Source organism: Thermus thermamylovorans (assembly GCF_004307015.1).
GTDB classification, from domain to species: domain Bacteria; phylum Deinococcota; class Deinococci; order Deinococcales; family Thermaceae; genus Thermus; species Thermus thermamylovorans.
This window is the reverse complement of the sequence record NZ_SIJL01000001.1, coordinates 130,671-149,144: the sequence shown is the minus strand read 5'-3', so window position 1 is coordinate 149,144 and position 18,474 is coordinate 130,671. Positions and strand designations below refer to the sequence as shown.

Here is an 18,474-nt window from a genome sequence, read left to right as displayed (position 1 = left end):
GCAGAGCGGCTCAGGCCACCTTCGCGGTGGTCTTCGCCGCGCGCCCAAGGCGCTTTGGCCAACCCAAGGAGGAAGACCTCCCGTAGGGGCGATGGGCCGGTCCGCGCAGGGCAGCTACTCCCCAGGGGTCTTTATACCAGATCGCGGCCTCCGGAACAAGGACCTTGGGGAATTGTGCCCTAGGTTTGTTGTTAAGGCAAGGCTCAGGGGTATATTGGGCGCGGAGGTGAGTATGGGCTACGCGCATCCCGAGGTCCTGGTGAGCACGGAGTGGGTCCAGGAGCACCTGGCCGACCCGAAGGTACGGGTCCTCGAGGTGGACGAGGACATCCTCCTCTACGACACCGGGCACATCCCAGGAGCGCAGAAGGTGGACTGGCAGCGGGACTTCTGGGACCCGGTGGTGCGGGACTTCGTGGACGAGGAGGGCTTCGCCCAGCTCATGGAGCGCCTGGGGATCTCCAACGACACCACCGTGGTCCTCTACGGGGACAAGAACAACTGGTGGGCGGCCTACGCCTTCTGGTTCTTCAAGTACAACGGCCACCAGGACGCGCGCCTCATGAACGGGGGAAGGCAGAAGTGGGTGGAGGAGGGCCGCCCCCTCACCACCGAGGTGCCGAGCTACCCCAAGGGCGCCTACCGGGTGCCCTACCGGGACGAGTCCATCCGCGCCTACCGGGACGAGGTGCTCAAGCACATCCTTAAGGTAAAGGAGGGCAAGGGGGCCCTGGTGGACGTGAGGAGCCCCGAGGAGTACCGGGGAGAGCTCACCCACATGCCCAACTACCCCCAGGAGGGGGCTCTGCGGGCAGGGCACATCCCCGGGGCCAAGAACATCCCCTGGGCCAAGGCGGTGAACCCCGACGGGACCTTCAAGTCCGCGGAGGAGCTCAAGGCCCTCTACGAGCCCCTGGGCGTCACCCAGGATAAGGACGTGGTGGTCTACTGCCGCATCGCCGAGCGTTCCAGCCACTCCTGGTTCGTGCTCAAGTACCTGCTGGGCTACCCCCGGGTGAAGAACTACGACGGCTCCTGGACGGAGTGGGGGAACCTGGTGGGGGTGCCCGTGGCTAAAGGGGAGGAGTAGGCCCCTCCCTCGCGGGGGCAAGGGTTTCCTCCGCGCCCTCCCCCAGGGCCCTGGCCGCCAGCCTGCGCCCCGTGGGGGTGTCGGCCAGGCCTCCCAGGCCCGTCTCCTTGAGCTCCAGGGGCAGGAGACGGCCGATGCCCGCCATGGCCAGGATCACCTCGTCCGGGGGGATGACGCTGCGGATCCCCGCCAGGGCCATGGAAGCGGCGCTCACCGCGTGCACCGCGTAGAAGCCGTTGCGCATCACGCAGGGCACCTCCACGAACCCCCCCACGGGGTCGCAGACCAGGCCCAGGGTGTTTTGCAGGGCCAAGGCGGCGGCGTGGGCCGAGGCCTCCGGGCTCCCCCCGAGGAGTTCCGTCACTGCAGCCGCGGCCATGGCCGCGGAGGCGCCGATCTCCGCCTGGCAGCCGCCCGTGGCCCCGGCGATGTAGATCTGCCGGCTGATGATCTTGGCCACCCCCGCGGCCAGGACCAGGGGCATGAGGAGGTCCTCCTCGGGCAGGCCCAGGTGGTCGGCCACCCCCAGAAGGGCCCCCGGCAGGGTTCCGGCGCTCCCCGCGGTGGGGGCAGCCACGATGCGCCCCATGCGGGCGTTCTCCTCGTTCACCGCCATGGCGTAGGCCTGGACCCGCCGGAGGAGGGGATCCCTTAGGGGGTCCGGGGCCTCCCAGAGGGTCTTGGCGTTCTTCCCCACCATCCCCGCCACGCTGGGGGCGTCGGAAGCGAGGCCCCTCTGGATGGAGTCCCGCATGACCGAAAGGCGCTCCCGGAGCCTTTCCAGGATGATCCCGGGGGCCAGGCCCGTTTCCTCCACCTCCTCGCGCAACACGTGCTCCGAGGCCCGGCCCGGGAGCCGGGCCAGGCCATTCAGGGTCAGGGGCATGCTCCCAGTATAGACCTTGACAGGCCTTTCACGCCCAGGCCCTATGCTTAGGTGAGGATGGGCCACCTTGGGGCAACCCTTCGCGTGCTCATCGCCGACGACCACCCCCTCTTCCGGCTGGGGCTCCGGGCGGGCCTGGAGCGGGAGGGGCTGGAGGTGGTGGCGGAGGCGGCCAGCGGCCAGGAGGCCCTGGAGAAGGCCCTGGCCCTGAGGCCGGAGGCCGCCCTTCTCGACCTGCGCATGCCCGGCATGGACGGGCTGGAGTGCACCCGGAGGCTCCGTCAAGGGGGCTACCGGGGCCTCATCGCCCTCCTCACCACCTACCAGGAGCCCGCCCTGGTGCGGGAAGCCCTCCTGGCCGGGGCCGACGCCTACTTCTCCAAAGAGCTCTCCGCTCCGGAGCTCAAGGGGCGGCTTCTGCGGGTGGCCCGGGGAGAGGAGCGCCTGGTCCCCCCGGACCTGCCCAGCCTCACCCCCAGGGAGGAGGCGGTGCTCAGGCTCCTGGCCCAGGGGCTATCGGTGAAGGAAATGGCCAAGGCCCTCGGCCTCTCCCCCGACACGGTGAAGGACCACCTGGAAAACCTGTACGGCAAGCTTCTGGTCAGAAACCGGGTGGAGGCCCTAGCCAAGGCCAGGAGCCTGGGGTTCCTGGCGGAAAAAGGCTAGAGCCCTTTTCCGCTGGACCCTTCGCTCCCCGGTGCCGGGGCAGGGGGTGGGCAGCCCTCCGCCGGGGTCCCCACGCGGGCAAAGTCCGCGCGGGGGGGCATGTGGCCCTACTCCCTGGGCGTCTCCCCTTCGGCGGGGGCCTCCGCGGGCGCCTGGGCGGCTTCCCTGGCGGCCTTGGCCTCCTCGCGGTCCTGGCCCATGCGCTTGCGGTCGGCCCGGAGCTTGCGGCGGATTTCCCTTTCGGAAAGCTCCCGGATGAAGTAGAGCCTGGCCCGGCGGGCCCGGCCCCGCTGGACGATCTCCACCTTTTCGATCAAGGGGGAGTGGAGGGGGAAGATGCGCTCCACCCCCACCCCGTAGCTCACCTTGCGCACGGTAAAGCTGGTGTTGTAGCCGTTCCGCTTGATCCTGATGACGATCCCCTCAAAGTTCTGCACCCGGGTGCGGTTGCCCTCCTTCACCCGGTAGGCCACCCGCACGGTGTCCCCCGGGCGGAACTCGGGCAGGTCGGTGCGGGTGTAGCGGGACTCCACCACCTTCAGAAGCGCTCCTCGGTTCATCCCTCGCCTCCCATCCCAGAGGAACCCTCAGGGGGTTCGTGGGCAACAGGCCCCAGTTTAGCTCTCCCGGTCCAGTTCCGCAAGCCACTGGGCCTCGAGGGGCCCTACCCGGGCTTGCCGCAAAAGCTCCGGGCGGAGGGCAAGGGTGCGGCGGAGGGCCTCCTTCCGCCGCCACCGCTCCACCTCCTGGTGGTCCCCCGAGAGGAGCACTTCCGGCACCCCCAGGCCGCGGAACTCCGGGGGCCGGGTGTAGTGGGGGTAGTCCAGAAGCCCCCGCACGAAGGAGTCCTGGCGGTGGCTTTCCGGGTCCCCGATGACGCCGGGAAGGAGGCGGGCGGTGGCCTCGAGGACCGCCAGGGCGGCCACCTCCCCCCCCATGAGCACGTAGTCCCCAATGGAGAGAACCCGGGTGGCGAAGGCCTCCACCCGGGCGTCAAACCCCTCGTACCGGCCCGCCAGGAGGACCAGGTGCCCCTTCCCCGAGAGCTCTTCCGCCACCCGTTGGGTGAAGGGCTCCCCCGCCGGGGAGAGGAGCACCACCTCGTCCGCGGGCAGGACCGACTCCAGGGCGGCCACGGCCACGTCGGGGCGGATCACCATCCCTGCCCCGCCCCCATACGGGGTGTCGTCCACCGTGCGGTGGCGGCCCAGGCCGAAGGCCCTCAGGTCCACCACCTCCACCCGGATGAGGCCCCGCTCCTGGGCCTTTTTGAGAAGGGACTCGGCGAGCCAGGGGCGGATGAGGCCCGGGAAGAGGGTGAGAACCGTGTAGCGCATCTAGTCGAAGAGGCCGGGGATGGGCTCCACGTGGATCCCCTCCTCCGCCACCCGCACGTAGGGGGCCTGCAGCGGCACGAGGCGCTCCGCTTGGTCGCGGAGCCGCTCCCCCACCCCGCGGATCACCAGCACGTCCTGGGCCCCGGCGTCCAGGATGTCCGCCACCTCCCCCACCTGCCGCCCCGCCACGTAGACGGGCAGGCCGATGAGGGCGAAGTAGTAGTACTGCCCCTCCTCCAGGGGGGGCAGGTCCGCCACCTCCGCGTAGACCCGGAGGCCCACCAGGGCCTCCGCCAGCTCCCGGGTGGCCACCCCGGCCAGGTGGACCACCAGCTCCCCGGCCACCGGGTAGAGGTCCTCCACCGCCCGCCAGCCGTGCCCCTCCACGTAGACCCGCTCCAAGTGGGCCACCACTGGCTCCCCGCGGAACTTGAGGCCTCCCTGGAGGGCGTAGGGCGCCCCGAAGCGGCCGATTTCCACCAGGCGCATACCCCCTCCATTATGCCAAAGCCCCCCGGACCGGGGCGGGAAGGACCCCTTTGGGGCCCCCGTGGCGGCATGGGCCAAGACGGGGTACTTAGCGCACCTCCACCCCCACCTTGCGCTTGGCGTAGGCCCGCACCAGGGTGCGGATGGCCTCGATGACCCGCCCCCCCTTGCCGATGAGGCGGCCCTTGTCCTCGGGGGCCACCTCCACCACGTAGACCGGCCCTTCCCGGGTACGCCGCTCCTGCACCCGCACCCGCTCGGGCTGGTCCACCACGCTCCTCGCCAGGTACTCCACCAGGTCCCGCATGGCCCCATGCTAAGGCAAAGGGGCCGCACCGGGAAACCCGCGCGGCCCCCGGAGGGGGAAAGCCTCAGCCCTCCTGCCGGAAGACCCCCGCCTGACGGAGAAGCCTCCTGGCGGTGTCCGTGGGCTGGGCCCCCACGGAGAGCCAGTACTTGGCCCGCTCCACGTCCACCTTGAGCCAGTCCGGGGTGGTCTTGCGGGGGTCGTAGTAGCCGATCTTCTCGATGTAGGCCCCATCCCGCTTCCTGCGGCTGTCGGCCACCACGATGCGGTAGTGGGGGTTGTGCTTGGAGCCAAACCGGGAAAGCCTGATCTTGACCATTCTCCTTTACCTCCGGAACATTCCCATGAGTCCCCGGCTTCGCCTCTTCTCCAGGGACCGCATCAGGGCTTTGGTCTCCTCGAAGGCCTTGATGAAGCGGTTGATCTCCTGGACCGTGGTGCCGCTTCCCCTGGCGATGCGCTTGCGGCGGGAGCCGTTCAGGATCCGGGGGTCCTTGCGCTCCTCGGGGGTCATGGAGAGGACGATGGCCTCCAGGCGCCTGAAGGCCCTCTCGTCCACCTCCACCCCCTTGGGCAGGGCCTTCCCCGCCCCGGGGATCATCCCCAGGATCTCCGAGAAGGAGCCCAGGCGCTTGAGCTGCTGCATCTGCCTGAGGAAGTCTTCCAGGGTGAGCTCCTTGGCAGCCTTGGGGGCCTCGGCCTCGAGGCCCGCCGCCTTGACCCGCTCCGCCAGGGTGGCCACATCCCCCATCCCCAGGATGCGGCCCGCCAGGCGGTCGGGGTAGAAGGGCTCCAGGCCCTCGGGCCGCTCCGAGACCCCCGCAAAGTAGATGGGCTTGCCCACCACTTGCCGGGCGGAGAGGGCCGCCCCACCGCGGGCGTCCCCGTCCAGTTTGGTGAGGACGAGGCCCGTGACCCCCACCTTCTCCTCGAAGGCTCTGGCCACGGCGAGGGCCTCCTGCCCGGTCATGGCGTCCAGGACCAGGAGCACCTCGTCGGGGCTCATGGCCGCCTTCAGCCGGGCGAGCTCGGCCATGAGGGGCTCGTCCACCTGCAAGCGGCCCGCGGTGTCCACCAGGACCAGGTCCCGCACCTCGGCCCGGGCCCTCTCCTCCACCCGGCGGCGGATGGACGCCGGGCTCTCCCCGTCCATGACCTCCAGCACCGGCACGCCCACCTTCTCCCCCAGGAGGCGAAGCTGCTCCCGGGCAGCCGGGCGCTGGGTGTCCGCGGCCACCAGAAGGGGGCGGCGGCCCTTGGCCTTGTAGTGGAGGGCCAGCTTGGCGGCGGTGGTGGTCTTGCCCGAGCCCTGGAGGCCCACCAGGAACCAGAGGTTCCTCTCCTTGAGGAGGGGCTGGCGGGGCTCGCCCCCCAGGGCCTCCTTCAGGGCCTCGTAGACCGTGGCCAGGACCACCTCCGCCGGAGTGAAGGACTCCAGGACCTTCTGCCCCAGGGCCCGCTCCCGCACCCCCTCCACGAAGGAGCGGATCACCTCCACGTTCACGTCGGCGTCGATCAGGGCCCGGCGGATCTCCCGCAAGGCGGACTTCAGGTCCTCCTCGCCGATCCGCCCCCGGCCCCTGAGCCGGTCGATGGCTTCCTGCAGCTTGGCCGCTAGCTTCTCGAACATGCCCTCCCCGGCCCCAAGGCCAGGCTCCAGAATAGGGCACGGCCCTTGAGGGTGTCAACCGCAATTCTTCTTCTATTTCTAGCGGGCAGGGTTGACGCCCCCGGGGGCCCGGCCTAGGCTGGGATGAGGCATGCCGGAGGCCTTGCCCCCGAGTCCCAGGCCCTGAAGGCCGCCCCCGGGCGGCCTTCGCCAGGAAAGGAGGCCGCCCGTGGAGAGGACCCCCGCTCCCCTGCGCCAAGCCCTGGAAGAGGGCGACACCCTGACCCTGCGCCAGCTTCTGGAAGAGGTGCACCCCCAGGACCTCCTGGCCCTTTGGGATGAGCTTGGGGGCGAGCACCGCTACATCCTCCTCACCCTCCTGCCCAAGGGCAAGGCCGCAGAGGTCTTCGCCAACCTGCCCTCGGAGGCGCAGGCGGAGTACCTGAAGACCCTCCCCCCCTGGCGGGTGCGGGAGCTTTTGGAAGAGCTCTCCCTGGACGACCTGGCGGACGCCCTCCAGGCGGTGGAGGCGGAGGACGCCGCCCTGGCCCGCCGCCTCAAGGAGGCCCTGGACCCCGAGACCCGGGCGGAGGTGGAGGAGCTCACCCGGTACGAGGAGGACGAGGCGGGCGGCCTCATGACCCCGGAGTACGTGGCGGTGCGGGAGGGGATGACCGTGGAGGAGGTCATCCGCTTCCTGCGCCGGGCCGCCCCCGACGCGGAGACCATCTACTACCTCTACGTGGTGGACGAGGAGGGCCGCCTCAAGGGGGTGCTTTCCCTGCGCGACCTCATCGTGGCCGACCCCCGGACGCGGGTGGCGGAGATCCAAAACCCCAAGGTGGTCCACGTGCGCACGGACACCGACCAGGAGGAAGTGGCCCGCCTCATGGCCGACTACGACTTCACCGTGCTCCCCGTGGTGGACGGGGAGGGGCGGCTCGTGGGCATCGTCACGGTGGACGACGTGCTGGATGTACTGGAGGAGGAGGCCACCGAGGACATCCACCGGCTGGCGGCGGTGGACGTGCCCGACCTGGTCTACAGCCAGGCCTCCCCCCTGACCCTGTGGCTCGCCCGGGTGCGCTGGCTGGTGATCCTCATCCTCACGGGCATGGTTACGAGCTCCATCCTCCAGGGGTTTGAGAGCCTCCTGGAGGCCCTCACCGCCCTGGCCTTCTACGTCCCGGTGCTCATCGGCACCGGGGGCAACACCGGCAACCAGTCGGCCACCCTCATCATCCGGGCCCTGGCCACCCGGGACCTGGACCTCAGGGACTGGCGGCGGGTCCTCCTCAAGGAGGGGGCGGTGGGGGTCCTCCTGGGCCTCACCCTGGCCCTCTTCCTCCTGGGCAAGGTGGTCCTGGACGGGCAGTGGGCCCTGGTGCCGGTGGTGGGCCTGGCCCTCTTCCTTATCGTCCTCTTCGCCAACCTGGTGGGGGCCCTCCTCCCCTTCGCCCTGAGGCGGCTCGGGGTGGACCCGGCCCTCCTCTCCAACCCCCTCATCGCCACCCTCACCGACGTCACGGGCCTGCTCATCTACCTCACCCTGGCCCGCTTCCTCCTAAACTTGGCATGATGCGGCTACGCATGGTGGTGGAGTGGAGCAAGGGAAGCCCCCTCCGCTACGCCTGGAAGGGAAACAGGCTCCTCCCCGTGGGCGAGGACCGGCCCGCTCCGGTGAACTACGGCCTGGTACCGGGCCTCATCAACCCGGCGGATGGAGAAGAGGTGGACGCGGTGTGCCTGGGCTCCGCCCGCCCTCCCGGCAGCCAGGTGGAGGGGGAGGTTCTGGGCATGGTGTGGCTGGTGGACGGGGACCACAAGCTCCTCCTGGGCCCCGGGCAGGAAACCTTAGCCGGGGAGGAGCTGGGTTCGCTTCTGGCCTGGTTTTCCCCGGCGCGCCGTCCCAACATCCGGGGACCTGAAGCGGCAAGGGCCTGGGTGGAGGCGCTTAGGGCCCTGCAGGACCGCCACCTGGGAGCCCTTCTGGGCCTGGCGGTGGGGGACGCCCTGGGGGCCCAGGTGGAGTTCCAGCCCAAAGGAAGCTTCCCCCCGATTTCCCAAATGGAAGGGGGCGGCCCCCACGGCCTGCCTCCCGGAGCCTGGACCGACGACACCAGCATGGCGCTTTGCCTGGCGGAAAGCCTGCTGGAGAGGGGCTTTGACCCCGGGGATCAGATGGCGCGCTACCTGCACTGGTACCGGGAAGGGTACCTGAGCCCCAAGGGCTACTGCTTTGACATCGGAAGCGCCACCCGCCGCGCCCTGGAGCGCTTCGCCCGCACGGGGGAACCCTTCTGCGGGGATGGGGAGGGGGCCGGGAACGCGCCCCTCATGCGCCTGGCCCCCCTGGTCTTGGCCTACTGGCAGAGTCCCGACCTCCTCCACCTGGCCCGCCTCTCCGCCCGCACCACCCACGGGGCCAGGGAGGCCCTGGAGGCCACCGAGGTTCTGGCCTGGCTGGTGCAAGGGGCCCTAAAGGGGGCTTCCAAGGAAGCGCTTTCGCGCATGGGGCCCTTCCGGGAGCACGACCTGCACCCCGCGGTGCGCCGGGTGGTGGAGGGGAGTTTTTGGCGGGAGCCCCCGGAGGGCCCCGGGTACGCTCCGGGCACCCTCGAGGCCGCCCTCTTCGCCTTCGCCACCACCTCCACCTTCGAGGAAGGGATGCTCCGGGCGGTGAACCTGGGCGGGGACGCGGACACCGTGGGGGCGGTCTACGGCCAGCTGGCGGGGGCCTACTACGGCCAAGAAGCCATCCCAGAGCCCTGGCTCAGGCCCCTTTTCCTGCGGGAGCGGATCGAGGCGCTGGCCCTGGCGCTCTACAGGATGAGCATGGCGTCCCCCAGGGAGTAGAAGCGGTAGCGCTCGGCCACCGCCAGCCGGTAGGCCTCCATGGTCTTTTCGTAGCCCAAAAAGGCGGCCACCAGCATGAGCAGGGTGGAACGGGGCAGGTGGAAGTTGGTGAAGAGGGCGTCGATGGCGCGGAAGGCGTAGGGGGGGCGGATGAAGAGCCGGGTCTCCCCCACCCCCGGCACCACCCCCTCCCCCTCCCGGTAGGCGCTTTCCAGGGCCCGGACCACGGTGGTCCCCACCGCCACCACCCGCCTGCCCTCCCTCCGGGCCCGGTTCACGGCGGAGGCGGTCTCCTCGGGGATCTCGTAGGGCTCGGCGTGCATGGCGTGCCCCTCCGGGTCCCCCTTCACCGGGCGGAAGGTGCCGGGGCCCACGTGCAGGGTGAGGAAGCGGAGCTCCACCCCCCCTTCCCGCAGACGGGCGAGGAGTTCGGGGGTGAAGTGGAGCCCGGCGGTGGGGGCGGCCACGGACCCCGGGCGGCGGGCGTAGACGGTCTGGTAGCGCTCCAGGGGCACCCTGGCCCGGATGTAGGGGGGCAGGGGCACCTCCCCCACCGCCTCCAGGTGGGCCAGGAGGTCCCCCCGGAAGCGGAGGAGGCGCACCCCATCCGGCTCCACCCCCACCACCTCCGCCTCGAGGTCCGGCACCGGGGAGAGGTCCTTGGGGGAGAGGAAGCGGAGGCGGGTGCCGAGGGGAGCCCGGCGGGCCGGGCCCAAGAGGGCCTCCCAGAAGCCTGGGGCCCGCTCCCGCACCAGGAGGACCTCCACCTTCCCCCCGGTGGGCTTCTGGGCCAGGAGGCGGGCGGGGATGACCCGGCTCTCGTTGAAGACCAGCAGGTCCCCGGGGCGGAGGTAGGCGGGCAGGTCCCGCACCTGCCGGTGCTCGGCCCGGAAGGGGCCTTCCCGCCACACCACCAGCATCCGGGCGGCGTCCCGGGGCTCCACCCCCTCCTGGGCGATGAGCTCCGGGGGCAGGTGGTAGTCGTAGGCCTCGAGGCTCATCGCTCCGGGCTCTTGGGCTCCATGAAGGGGCTGGGGATGTCGGGGAGGTGGGTGAAGCGGTCCACGGCGTCGATGAGCTTCTGGGCGGTGGTTTCCCGGAAGGCGACCACCTCCACGCGGATGCCCCTTTCCATGAGCACCTCCAGGATCTCCACGAAGTCCCCGTCCCCGCTCCCCAGGACCACCACGTCCAGATAGGGCATGAGGCGCACCATATCCGCGGCGATGCCCATGTCCCAGTTGCCCTCGTAGATGGGCTTGCCCCCCTCGGCGAGCTCCTTTACCGTGAGGTACATGCGCCGCACCCGGTAGCCCATGGTGGAAAGCTTGTAGATGAAGGGCCAGGCCGAGGTGTCCCCCTCCTTCTCCACCACATAGGCGGTGGCCCGCACCAGGCGCCTCCCCGCCACGGCGAAGCGCAGAAGGCTTTCGAAGTTCACGTTGCGCTCGTAGTAGTCCCGGGCGGAGTGGTAGAGGTTCTGGGTGTCCACGAAGACGCCCACCCGTTGCTCGGGGTGCTGGCCGATGGGCTCCATCGACTCCCATCATACGGGGCCGGGAAGGCGGGAAGCCCTCCGCCGGGGCCCCCAGGCGTCAGCCGGCGTTCCTGAGGCCCGCCGCCACTCCCAGGAGGGAGAGGAGGAGGGCCTTCCTGAGCCCCTCGTCCTCCTGGCCCCCCGGGGCGCGGTAGCGGCGCAGGAGCTCCACCTGCAGGAAGTGGATGGGGTCCACGTAGGGGTTGCGCAGGGCGGTCTGCCGCGCCAAGGTCTGCTGGTTGTGGAGGAGGGGGGCTTGGAAGACCGCCTCCAGGAGGGCCACCGTCTTGGCGTACTCCTCGGCGATGCGGTGGAAGAGGGGGTGGAGGGCCTCGGGGACCAGGCGCAGGTAGAGCCTCGCCACCCCCAGGTCGGCCTTGGCCAGGGCCATGGCCGCGCTCTCCAGGGTGGTGGCGAAGAAGGGCCACCCCCGGTACATCCGCCTCAGAAGGTCCAGGGGGAGAACCTCCAGGGCGGAGAGGCCGTACCAGCCGGGCAGGAGGAGGCGGACCTGGGTCCAGGCCATGACCCAGGGGATGGCCCGGAGGTCCCGGATGTCCCGCACCCGGCCGTGGCGGTAGACGGGGCGGCTGGCGATGGGCAGCTCCCCGATCTCCCGGATGGGGGTGAGGGCCTCGAAGAAGGGGAAGAACCCCTCCTCGCCGAGGAGGGCCCGGTAGCGGGCCATGCTCTCCTCCCCCGCCCGCCCCAGGGCCTCCCGCCAGGGGGCTTCCGGCTCCCGCCCCTCCCCCAGGGCCGCCAGGGCGAAGTGGTAGAGGAGCTGCTCCAGATGGCGCACCGCCAGCTCCGGGTGGGCGTAGCGGTCGGCCAGGGCCTCCCCCTGCTCCGTGAGGCGCAGGCGGCGGCCCACGCTCCGGGGAGGCAGGCTGGCGATGGCCCGGCCCGCGGGGCCCCCGCCCCGGGCGGTGGAGGTGCCCCGCCCGTGGAAAAAGTGGACGGGAAGCCCCGCCTCCTCCCCCACCCGGGCCAGGGCCTCCTGGGCCTCGTAAAGGGCCAGGTTGGCCATGAGGAAGCCCGCGTCCTTGTTGGAGTCGGAGTAGCCGATCATCACCTCCACCCCGCCCCGGCCCCGGGCGTGGGCCAGGAAGACGGGGTTCTGCAGGAGGCGGCGGAGGACCCCAGGCGCCCGCCGCAGGTCCTCCAGGGTCTCGAAGAGGGGGACCACGTCGAAGGGCAGGGGCTGGCCGGGGCGGTAAAGGCCCACCTCCCGGGCCAGGAGGAAGACGGCGAGGAGGTCCCTCGGGCGGTGGGTCATGGAGACCACGTGGCCCCCCGGGTCGGACCAGGCCCTGAGGGCCCCCAGGGCCACCCGCAGAGCCTCCCCCTCCGGCTCCTGGCCCACGGGAAGGAGGGGGCGGGCGGTCTTGAGCTCCTCGGTGAGGAGGGCCTCCTGGGCCTCCTCGGGCAGGGCGAGGAAGCCGGGGTGGATCCCGCCTACGGCCAGGAGCTCGCTGGCCGCCTCCAGGAGCCTGGAGGCTTCCTCCCGGAGGTCCAGGGGGGCGAGCTCCAGGCCGAAGGCGGAGAGGCGGACCTCCAGAGGGCGCAGAAAGCTCTCCGCCACCCGGCCCAGGCCCACCAAGGCCAGCCCCGCCTCCGCCACCTTGAGGGCCCGCGCCAGCTCCTCCGTGGTGGCCTCTCCCTGGGCCAACCGGGTGTAGAGCCGGGCGAAGAAACGGCGGTAGGGTTCCCCGGGAAAGCGCTCCACCCCCTCGCCCCCCTGCCGCACCTCCCAGGAGGCGGGCACCTTGGCCTCAGAAAGGGAGAGGTCCCGCACCAAGCCAGCGAGCTCCTCCAGGAACTTTTCCCGCGCCACCTGACGGGCATAGCGGGCGGCGAAGGCGGTCACCTCCGGGGTGACGAAGGGGTTGCCGTCCCGGTCCCCCCCCATCCAGCTCCTGAAGCGCACCGGGCTCCTGAGGCGGGGGCGCCTCCCGTACACCCGCTCCAGGGCGGCCTCGAGGCCCGCCACCACCCGGGGCACCGCCTGCCACAAGGTGGTGGGCAGGTAGTAAAGGCCCCCCTTGATCTCGTCCTCCACCGTGGGCCTGGCCTTGCGCACCTCCTCGGTGGCGTAGAGCAGGACCACCCGGGCGAGGAGGCGGCCGGGGTCCCCCGCCTCCATCTCCTCCTGAAGGCGTTCCAGGTGGTTTCTCAGGGTGCGCCGGCGGGTCTCCGTGGGATGGGCGGTGAAGGTGAGGTAGAGCTCCAGGCGGTTCAGGTGGGCCTCGGCCTCCTCCAGGGAGAGGCCACGCTCCCTGAGGGCCTTGGCCAGGGCCAAAAACCCCTCTGGCCTGGGGCTTTCCGGGGTCTCCGCCCGGGCGCGGAGGCGGTTCACCCGTACCCGGTGCCGCTCCTCCGCCAGGTTCACCAGGTGGAAGTAGTGGGTGAAGGCCCGGACCAGGGCCTCGGCCTCCTCCAGGGAGAGCCCCTCCACCCGGGCAAGGAGGGCCTCCCCCACCCCTTCCTCCCCCTGGCGGCGGGCCCGGGCCAGGTGGCGCACCTCCTCCACCAGAGCGTAGAGGCGCTCCCCGGAAACGGCCCGGATGGCCTCGCCCAGGAGGCGGCCCAGGAGGTCCACCTCCCCCCGGAGGACGGCAAAGGCCTCCCCCTCCACCTCCCTCACGGCTCCTCCCAGACGTAGGGGCTGATGGAAACCCCCCTTCCCCCCTCCAGGAAAAGCTCCGTGGCGTGCAGGCGGGCCTTGCCCTGGGCGGGGCGGAAGGGCTGGGGACGGCCGGTGAGGAAGCGGGCCAAAAAGGCCTCCACCTCCCCCCCGATGATGGACCGGTAGGTGCCGGTCATGCCCACATCGGTCTGGTAAAGGGTACCCTGGGGCAGGGGCCCGGCGTCCAAGGTGGGCACGTGGGTGTGGGTGCCGAGGACTGCCGAAACCCGTCCATCCAGGTAGTGGGCCAGGGCCATCTTCTCGCTGGTGGCCTCGGCGTGGACCTCCACCAGGACGTAGTCCGCCTTCTCCTCCGCGAGGAGGGCGTCCAGGGCCCGGAAGGGGTCGTCCAGGGGGTCCATGAAGATCCGGCCCATCACCTGCGCGAAGAGCAGGCTCTCCCCTCCCGCCACGAGCCGCCACCACCCCCGGCCCGGGGTGCCGGGGGGGTAGTTCAAGGCCCGCACCACAGGCTCCTTCTCCAAAAGCTCGTAGACCTCCTTGTGGTCCCAGGCGTGGTTGCCCAAGGAAACGAGGTCCACCCCCGCTTCCCGCAGGAGGCGGTAGGCCCGCCGGTCCAGGCCCTTGCCTTTGGCGGCGTTCTCCCCGTTGGCGATGACCAGGTCGTAGCGGTCGCGGATGTCCGGCAGGTGCAGGCCCACCGCCCTCAGGCCCGGCTCGGCCATCACGTCCCCGATGAAAAGAAGCCGCATGGGGGCATTATACGCACCCCCAGGGCCCGCCTCAGGGACTGGTCCGGCGCTTTTGCAGGAAGTAGACCACCCCGTAGCCGATGGCCGCGATGATCAGCACGGGGATAACGTAGGTGAGAAGGGTCCAGATGAGTCCGGAGAGGGCTAGGAGGACCCGGCCCAGGAAGGTGAAGACCCAGCCCCCCACCCAGAGGGCGAGGAGCACGCCCACCACCACCAAGAGGCCCAGGACGATCCACTCCAGGAGGTCGCGCAGGCTCCGCTCCATGGCCTAAGCATACACTGGAAAGGTGGAGCGCTACCGCCTGGAAGAGGGCGTGGTGGTGGGGCGGAAGGCCCTCCCCCAGGGGGACCTCCTCCTGCGCTTCCTCACCCCTAAGGGGAGCCTCGAGGCCCTGGCCAAAAAGGGCCTCCGCCCCTCGGGGCGCTCGGGCCGGCTTTCCCTCTTCCACCACGTGCGCTTCCAGGTCTACGCCAAGGGGGAAGGCCTCCCCACCCTCACCCAGGCGGAGCTGGTGGGCAGGCTCCACGGCCTGGAGGAGCCGAGGCGCTTTCTCCTGGCCTCCTTCCTGGCGGAGCTCGCCTACCGCCTGGCCTCCCCCGAAGCCGCCCCCAGGCTCTACCCGGTCTTCGTCTCCGGCCTCCGGGGGATCGCCAAGCAGCCCGAGCCCCTCCTCCCCCTGGTCTGGGCGGGCTGGCGGGCGGTGAAGGCGGGGGGCCTGGCCCCGAGCCTCCTGGGGCCCGGCCTCCGCCTCCAGGGGGGGAGGCTGGGGGAGGAGGGGGTCTACCTGGGGGAAAAGGGGGTGGAGGCCCTCCGGGCCATCCTCCACCTGCCCGGGGGGGAGGCCCTCCCCTACCTGGAAACCGCGCCCCTGGAGCGGCTCCTCCTCGCCCTCAAGGCCCACGCCGAGGAGGCCCTGGGCCCCTTGCGGGCGGCCGCCCTCCTATAGGGGCCGGATCTCCAGGATGGTGTAGACCTGGGCCCCCCGCTTGCCCCGGATCTCCACCACGTCCCCCACCTTCTTGCCCAGGAGGGCCTGGCCCAGGGGGGATTCATCGGAGATCTTGCCGCTGAAGATGTCCGCCTCGTGGCTGCCCACGATGGAGAGGGAAAGCCTTTCCCCGGCCTCGGTCTCCAGCTCCACCTGGCAGCCCAGGGCCACCTGGTCGTAGGAGCCGTTCCCCTCCACCACCAGCGCCCGGGAGAGGAGGTCTTCCAGCTGGGCGATCCTGGCCTCGTTCTGCCACATGGCCCGCCGGGCCTCGTCGTAGCCGGCGTTCTCCCGGAGGTCCCCTTCCTCCAGGGCCTGCTCAAAACCGGCGGAGATCTCCTGCCTCTTGGTGGTCTTGAGGTGGTTCAGCTCCTCCTGGAGGCGCCTAAAGCCTTCCGGGGTGAGGTAGACCGGCTTTTTCATCCCTATCCTCCGCGTAAAAGGGGGCCCCAGCCCAAGGGCCTGGGCTGGAGGCAGCGTTATCCAGTATAGCAGGCGGGGCGAAGGGCCCGGATCAAGGGGGCCAGCTCCTCCGGGGGCGGGCCCGCCGGCAGGAGGCCCACCCCGCTTCCCGCAAGGAGGAGGAGGCCCCTGAGCCCCTCTGGGCGCAGGTAGACCCGCTCCACCCTCAGGCCCAGGGCCCGCGCCCCCGCGGCCACCTTCTCCCGGGTGATGCCCTCCAATCCCCCCTCCAGGAGGTAGAGCGTCCCCTCCCGGTAGAGGAGGGGGCTGGTGCGGCTGCCGTCCACCACGTGCCCCTCTGCGTCCTGCAAAAGCCCCTCAAAGGCCCCCCGGCCCCGGGCCTCCCCAAGGGCCAGGCGGTAGGGCAGGTAGTTCCCGGTCTTGTAGCGGGCGAGGTCCGGGTGCACCCGGTGGCGGGTGAGGTGGACCCGCACCCCCTCGCGGTAAGCGGCAAGGGGCGGGGGCGTGTGGGGCCTGGCTTCAGAAAGCCACACCCCTTCCCCCAGGGTGAAGCGGAGGCGCAGGCAGGGCACGCCGGAAAAGGAGTCCTGGAGGGCCCTCAGGTCCGCCAAGAAGACCCCGTCCCCCGGATAGGGGAGGCCCAGGGCCTCCCCGTGGCGGCGCAGGCGAAAGAGGTGCTCCTCCAGCCATAGGGGCTCCCCCCTTTCCACCCGCAGGGTGGTGAAGACGCTCAGGCCGTGGTAGGCGAGGCTTTCCGGCAAGCCCTCCACGAAGGGCTCCCCCCGGAGCAGAACCCGGCGCATGCCCCATTCTCCCCTTGCACCCCCGGGTCCGGGCAAGCGCCCGGGGGCGGAGACGCCCCACCGGGAGAGGGGGCACCCCGCCTCCCCGGGCAGTCAGCCCACCTCCAGAAACCGGGCCAGAAGCTCCATCCCCCACGGGGAAAGGATGCTCTCCGGGTGGAACTGCACGCCAAAGGCCCGCCTCCCGTCCCATAGGGCCATGGGCACCCCCTCCCCTGTCCAGGCCAGAAGGCGCACCCCTGGGGGAAGGTCCCTGAGGGCCAGGGAATGGTAGCGGGCAAAGGGCAAGGGGTTGGGAAACCCGGCGAAGAGCGCCTCTCCCCCGTGGTAGACCGGATGCGCCTCCCCGTGCACCGGCCTTTCCCGGTAGAGCGCCGCCCCCAGGGCCACCCCCAGGGCCTGGTGCCCCAGGCACACCCCCAGGAAGGGGATCCCCTCCGCCAGGGCCCTTTGGGTCCACTCCAGGACCCGCCCCGCGGTGAAGGGGTCCTTGGGCCCCGGGCCCACCACCAGGTGGCTGAAGCCCCCAAGGCGGGGCGGCTCCTCCTGGTCCACCACCGCCACCTCCGCCCCCAGGGCGCGGAGGTAGTCCACCAGGTTGTAGCTGAAGGAGTCGCGGTTTTCCAGGAAGAGGACCCGGGCCCGCACCCGCCGGGGAGGGGGCGGGGGGGCCCAGGCGGCGGTGGGCCTGGGAGGCTCGGGGGCCTTCCCGGGGCGGCCCCGCTCCAGGGCCAGGAGGAGGCTTTCCGCCTTGTGCAGGGTCTCCCGGTACTCCGCTCCCGGATCCGAGGCGATGACGATCCCCGCCCCCGCGGAGAAGAGCACCTCCTCCCCCACCCTCTGGAAGGAGCGGATGAGGAGGTTGAAGTCCGCCCCCCGCCCCGAAACGTACCCCAGGCTCCCCGTGTAGGCCCCCCGGGGCACGGGCTCCAGCTCCCGGATGGCCGCCATCACCGTGCCCTTGGGGGCCCCGGTGATCGTGCCCCCGGGGAAGAGGCTGGCGAAAACCTCCCCCAAGGAGGCGCGGGTGTGGCCCTCCACCTCGGAGACCAGGTGCATCACGTGGGCGTAGCGCTCCACGGTGAAAAGCTCCCGCACCCGCACCGTCCCCGGCAGGGCCACCCGGGCCAGGTCGTTGCGGAGGAGATCCACCAGCATGGCGTGCTCCGCCCGCTCCTTGGCCGAGGCGAGGAGCTCCCCCTCCAGGGCCAGGTCCTCCTCCGGGGTCCTCCCCCTGGGCCTCGTGCCCGCGATGGGCCGGGCCAGGACCCGGGCCCCCGCCTTCCGGAAAAGCCTTTCCGGGCTCCCCGAGACCACCGCCCACTCCTCCCCCTCCAACAGGCCCATGAAGGGGGAAGGGTTCAGGGCCCGCAGGCGGGCGTAGAGGAGGAGGGGGTCCACCGGGCCCAGGAGGCGGAAGCGGTGGGAGAGGTTCACCTGGTAGACCACCCCGGCGCGGATCCTTTCCTGCACCTCGAGGACCCCCTGGAGGAAGGCCCTTTGGGGGAAGTCGGAGACCAGGGGGTGGTGGGGCAGGGGTGGGGGGAGGTAGGGCAAGGGCTTCAGGGAAAAGGAGGGGCGCTGCACCAGGCGCCCCTCCAGAAGGGCGTAGCCCTCGGGGTAGTAGAGGAAGAAGGCCTCGGGCAGGCCCGGGAGGGGGTCGTGGGCGGGAAGGCCCAGGTGGCGGGCGAACTCGTAGGCGAAAAAACCCATCCAGGCGGGGAAGTATCCCTTCCCCAGGCCCCTTTCCAGGTAGCGGAAGAGGTCCAGGGCCTCCCCCACCCGCCTCCCGTCCAGGTAAAGCCGGCCCGCCCACACCTCGAGGCGGTGCCGGGGCCTGACCCCCAGGAGGGAGAGGCGGGCGAAGGGGGCCTTGGGGCCCAGGGACTCCAGGAGGGCGGGGGCCAGGCCCAGGCTCCGCGCCCGGTGGTAGAGGAGGAGGAGGGCCGAAGGGGGGCCAGCCACGCGGGGAGTATACCGGTCCGCCGCCCCAGCCACCCCGGCGGGGCCCGGGTGGCCCCGCGGAACCCGGGGCCCCGTCGGGGCTTGCCCCTAGGCTCCCAGCCCCAAGGGCAGGGGA

At 71.3% G+C, this 18,474-nt stretch carries 20 protein-coding genes; 5 read left to right on the top strand and 15 right to left on the bottom strand.

Going from position 1 to position 18,474, the window contains the following annotated elements; all coding sequences use genetic code 11:
• The first annotated feature begins 232 nt into the window (after window positions 1-232).
• Window positions 233-1,090: a sulfurtransferase gene (locus ETP66_RS00770; protein WP_130839672.1), complete on the top strand. Its 858-nt coding sequence runs from the start codon at window positions 233-235 to the stop codon at window positions 1,088-1,090.
• On the opposite strand, the gene sdaAA is transcribed toward ETP66_RS00770, so the two are convergent.
• The gene (sdaAA, locus tag ETP66_RS00765; RefSeq protein ID WP_130839670.1) at window positions 1,074-1,976 is read right to left on the bottom strand and encodes an L-serine ammonia-lyase, iron-sulfur-dependent, subunit alpha; all 903 of its coding nucleotides are present in this window, start codon (window positions 1,974-1,976) and stop codon (window positions 1,074-1,076) included. The two genes, ETP66_RS00770 and sdaAA, sit on opposite strands and share 17 nt — an antisense overlap.
• Before the next feature lie 57 nt (window positions 1,977-2,033).
• Here sdaAA and ETP66_RS00760 point away from each other — a divergent pair, with 57 nt between their 5' ends.
• Window positions 2,034-2,642 carry a response regulator gene (locus tag ETP66_RS00760; RefSeq protein WP_130839668.1) on the top strand — a complete coding sequence of 203 codons (609 nt, stop codon included), beginning with the start codon at window positions 2,034-2,036 and terminating at the stop codon, window positions 2,640-2,642.
• 107 nt (window positions 2,643-2,749) lie between these two features.
• Here ETP66_RS00760 and rplS read toward each other — a convergent pair whose 3' ends face one another.
• The 6 genes from rplS to ffh all read right to left on the bottom strand — a co-directional run bounded on the left by rplS (window position 2,750) and on the right by ffh (window position 6,405).
• On the bottom strand, window positions 2,750-3,202 hold the full coding sequence (rplS, locus tag ETP66_RS00755) for a 50S ribosomal protein L19 (protein ID WP_130839667.1): 453 nt from the start codon (window positions 3,200-3,202) through the stop codon (window positions 2,750-2,752).
• Between the two features lie 57 nt (window positions 3,203-3,259).
• Window positions 3,260-3,979 carry a tRNA (guanosine(37)-N1)-methyltransferase TrmD gene (trmD, locus tag ETP66_RS00750; RefSeq protein WP_130839665.1) on the bottom strand — a complete coding sequence of 240 codons (720 nt, stop codon included), beginning with the start codon at window positions 3,977-3,979 and terminating at the stop codon, window positions 3,260-3,262.
• A complete protein-coding gene (gene rimM / locus ETP66_RS00745) occupies window positions 3,980-4,468 on the bottom strand; it encodes a ribosome maturation factor RimM (RefSeq protein WP_130839663.1) in 489 nt (162 codons plus the stop codon). It lies immediately after the preceding gene.
• 88 nt (window positions 4,469-4,556) lie between these two features.
• Window positions 4,557-4,775 carry a KH domain-containing protein gene (locus ETP66_RS00740; protein WP_130839661.1) on the bottom strand — a complete coding sequence of 73 codons (219 nt, stop codon included), beginning with the start codon at window positions 4,773-4,775 and terminating at the stop codon, window positions 4,557-4,559.
• Window positions 4,776-4,839: 64 nt separating this feature from the next.
• On the bottom strand, window positions 4,840-5,094 hold the full coding sequence (gene rpsP / locus ETP66_RS00735) for a 30S ribosomal protein S16 (RefSeq protein WP_130839660.1): 255 nt from the start codon (window positions 5,092-5,094) through the stop codon (window positions 4,840-4,842).
• A 6-nt stretch (window positions 5,095-5,100) separates the two neighbouring features.
• Entirely contained in the window at window positions 5,101-6,405 is a 1,305-nt protein-coding gene (ffh, locus tag ETP66_RS00730; RefSeq protein ID WP_130839658.1) for a signal recognition particle protein, read from the bottom strand.
• A gap of 208 nt (window positions 6,406-6,613) precedes the next feature.
• On the opposite strand from ffh, the gene mgtE reads away from it, so the two are divergent.
• Together mgtE and ETP66_RS00720 are read left to right on the top strand one after the other, a co-directional pair.
• Window positions 6,614-7,963 (top strand): magnesium transporter, encoded by a 1,350-nt coding sequence (mgtE, locus tag ETP66_RS00725; protein WP_130839656.1) that lies wholly within the window; start codon window positions 6,614-6,616, stop codon window positions 7,961-7,963.
• Window positions 7,963-9,240: an ADP-ribosylglycohydrolase family protein gene (locus ETP66_RS00720; RefSeq protein ID WP_236630060.1), complete on the top strand. Its 1,278-nt coding sequence runs from the start codon at window positions 7,963-7,965 to the stop codon at window positions 9,238-9,240. The genes mgtE and ETP66_RS00720 overlap by 1 nt, the downstream gene beginning before the upstream one ends.
• On the opposite strand, the gene queA is transcribed toward ETP66_RS00720, so the two are convergent.
• From queA to ETP66_RS00695, 5 genes are read right to left on the bottom strand one after another with little or no spacing between them, the layout of a single operon-like run.
• The gene (gene queA, locus ETP66_RS00715) at window positions 9,207-10,241 is read right to left on the bottom strand and encodes a tRNA preQ1(34) S-adenosylmethionine ribosyltransferase-isomerase QueA (RefSeq protein WP_130839654.1); all 1,035 of its coding nucleotides are present in this window, start codon (window positions 10,239-10,241) and stop codon (window positions 9,207-9,209) included. The genes ETP66_RS00720 and queA overlap by 34 nt on opposite strands.
• Window positions 10,238-10,777, bottom strand: coding sequence for a LabA-like NYN domain-containing protein (locus tag ETP66_RS00710; protein ID WP_130839653.1), 540 nt, complete (start codon window positions 10,775-10,777; stop codon window positions 10,238-10,240). Before ETP66_RS00710 ends, queA begins: the two co-directional genes overlap by 4 nt.
• Before the next feature lie 58 nt (window positions 10,778-10,835).
• A complete protein-coding gene (locus ETP66_RS00705; RefSeq protein WP_130839958.1) occupies window positions 10,836-13,412 on the bottom strand; it encodes a phosphoenolpyruvate carboxylase in 2,577 nt (858 codons plus the stop codon).
• Window positions 13,413-13,417: 5 nt separating this feature from the next.
• Window positions 13,418-14,176 carry a TIGR00282 family metallophosphoesterase gene (locus ETP66_RS00700; protein ID WP_130839651.1) on the bottom strand — a complete coding sequence of 253 codons (759 nt, stop codon included), beginning with the start codon at window positions 14,174-14,176 and terminating at the stop codon, window positions 13,418-13,420.
• 31 nt (window positions 14,177-14,207) lie between these two features.
• Window positions 14,208-14,444: a hypothetical protein gene (locus ETP66_RS00695; RefSeq protein WP_130839649.1), complete on the bottom strand. Its 237-nt coding sequence runs from the start codon at window positions 14,442-14,444 to the stop codon at window positions 14,208-14,210.
• 22 nt (window positions 14,445-14,466) lie between these two features.
• Here ETP66_RS00695 and recO point away from each other — a divergent pair, with 22 nt between their 5' ends.
• Window positions 14,467-15,126 carry a DNA repair protein RecO gene (recO, locus tag ETP66_RS00690; protein ID WP_130839647.1) on the top strand — a complete coding sequence of 220 codons (660 nt, stop codon included), beginning with the start codon at window positions 14,467-14,469 and terminating at the stop codon, window positions 15,124-15,126.
• Here the strand turns inward: recO and greA are convergent.
• The 3 genes from greA to ETP66_RS00675 all read right to left on the bottom strand — a co-directional run bounded on the left by greA (window position 15,121) and on the right by ETP66_RS00675 (window position 18,359).
• Window positions 15,121-15,591, bottom strand: a complete 471-nt coding sequence (gene greA / locus ETP66_RS00685) for a transcription elongation factor GreA (RefSeq protein WP_130839645.1) — start codon at window positions 15,589-15,591, stop codon at window positions 15,121-15,123. The genes recO and greA overlap by 6 nt on opposite strands.
• Before the next feature lie 56 nt (window positions 15,592-15,647).
• Window positions 15,648-16,394 (bottom strand): aminotransferase class IV, encoded by a 747-nt coding sequence (locus ETP66_RS00680; RefSeq protein WP_130839643.1) that lies wholly within the window; start codon window positions 16,392-16,394, stop codon window positions 15,648-15,650.
• Between the two features lie 93 nt (window positions 16,395-16,487).
• Window positions 16,488-18,359, bottom strand: coding sequence for a chorismate-binding protein (locus ETP66_RS00675; protein ID WP_130839641.1), 1,872 nt, complete (start codon window positions 18,357-18,359; stop codon window positions 16,488-16,490).
• Window positions 18,360-18,474 lie beyond the last annotated feature (115 nt).